The organism is Streptomyces sp. NRRL WC-3549 (assembly GCF_000721935.1).
Taxonomy (GTDB): Bacteria; Actinomycetota; Actinomycetes; order Streptomycetales; family Streptomycetaceae; genus Streptomyces.
The window spans coordinates 12168-13302 of sequence record NZ_KL585398.1; the positions used below are offsets into that span (position 1 = coordinate 12168).

The following is a 1135-nucleotide window of genomic DNA, read 5'->3' on the forward strand; positions in this document are numbered from 1 at the left end:
GTATGCCGGACCCGGGTATGCCGGACCCGGGTATGCCGGACCCGGGTATGCCGGACCCGGGTATGCCGGGTCCAGGCCGCCGGGGGCCTCCCCGTCCGGGCGGAGGCGCCTCGGGGCCGGTCGCGGACCCGTGCCCGCGCCACCCGTGCCCGGCCGCCCGGCGCCTTCGGGCGCGCGGCCGGGGCCCGGGGTCGGATCGCCCCGGCCGGGAGCCGCCGTCCCGGGACCGACGCGTACCGGGGCGCCCCACCCGCGGCCCGCGTGCCCCTCCGGCGGGCGGGGCGGTCGGGCCGGGGCAGGGGCGAGGAGCTCTCCGTGCAGCGCGGTGAGTTCCGGGCCGGGGTCGGCCCCCAGGCCGTCGGCGAGCGCCCGGCGGGCCGCCTCGTACGCGACGAGGGCGTCCGCCTGCCGGCCCTCGGCGCGCAGCGCCCGGACGAGCTGCGCGTGCAGCGGCTCGTCGTACGGGTGGGCCGCCGTGAGTTCCCTCAGCTCGGGTACGAGGCCCGTACGCGCACCGCGCCGGAAGTCGGCCTCGATGCGTTGCCGGACCGCGGTGAGCCGGTGGGCCCTGGCCCGCACCGCGTGGGCCCGCTCGGCCCCGGGGAGGTCGGCGAGTACGGGGCCGCGCCACAGGGCCAGGGCCTCGCGCAGCGTACGGGCGGCGGCCTCGGCGTCGCCCGCCCCGAGCTCCGCCGCGCCCTGGTGGGCGAGCCGCTCGAAGACGTACAGGTCGACGTCGTCCGGTCCGGCGTTCAGCCGGTAACCGGCCGGGGAGCCCGGTACCGCCTCCTTGCCGAGGGCGCGGCGCAGCCGGCCGACGAGGGCCTGCAGTGCGGCCGGGGCGTCGTGCGGCCGGTCGCCGTCCCACACGTCATCGACGAGCGCGGCCACCCCGGCCGGACGGCCGGCCCGCAGGGCCAGGGCCGTCAGGAGGGCGCGCAGACGCGGGCCGCCGACGGGCAGCGGGCCGCCGTTCTCGTCTCGCGCCTCGGTGACGCCCAGGATCAGGTACCGCACCCGGCCATTGTGTCCCCAGGGCAGAACCCACCGCGCCCACCAGGGGCTCCGCACCGGCCGGTCGGCGCCGGACCGTCACGGCTGGAGCGTGCGGTGGGCCGGGACCACGCCGCCGGCC

1 protein-coding gene is annotated in these 1135 nt (G+C 80.7%); it reads right to left on the minus strand.

The features are described from left to right. Nucleotides 1-1017 (minus strand): AfsR/SARP family transcriptional regulator (locus tag IH13_RS0114395; RefSeq protein WP_031084449.1); only part of this gene is annotated, 1017 nt, incomplete at its 3' end. Nucleotides 1018-1135 lie beyond the last annotated feature (118 nt).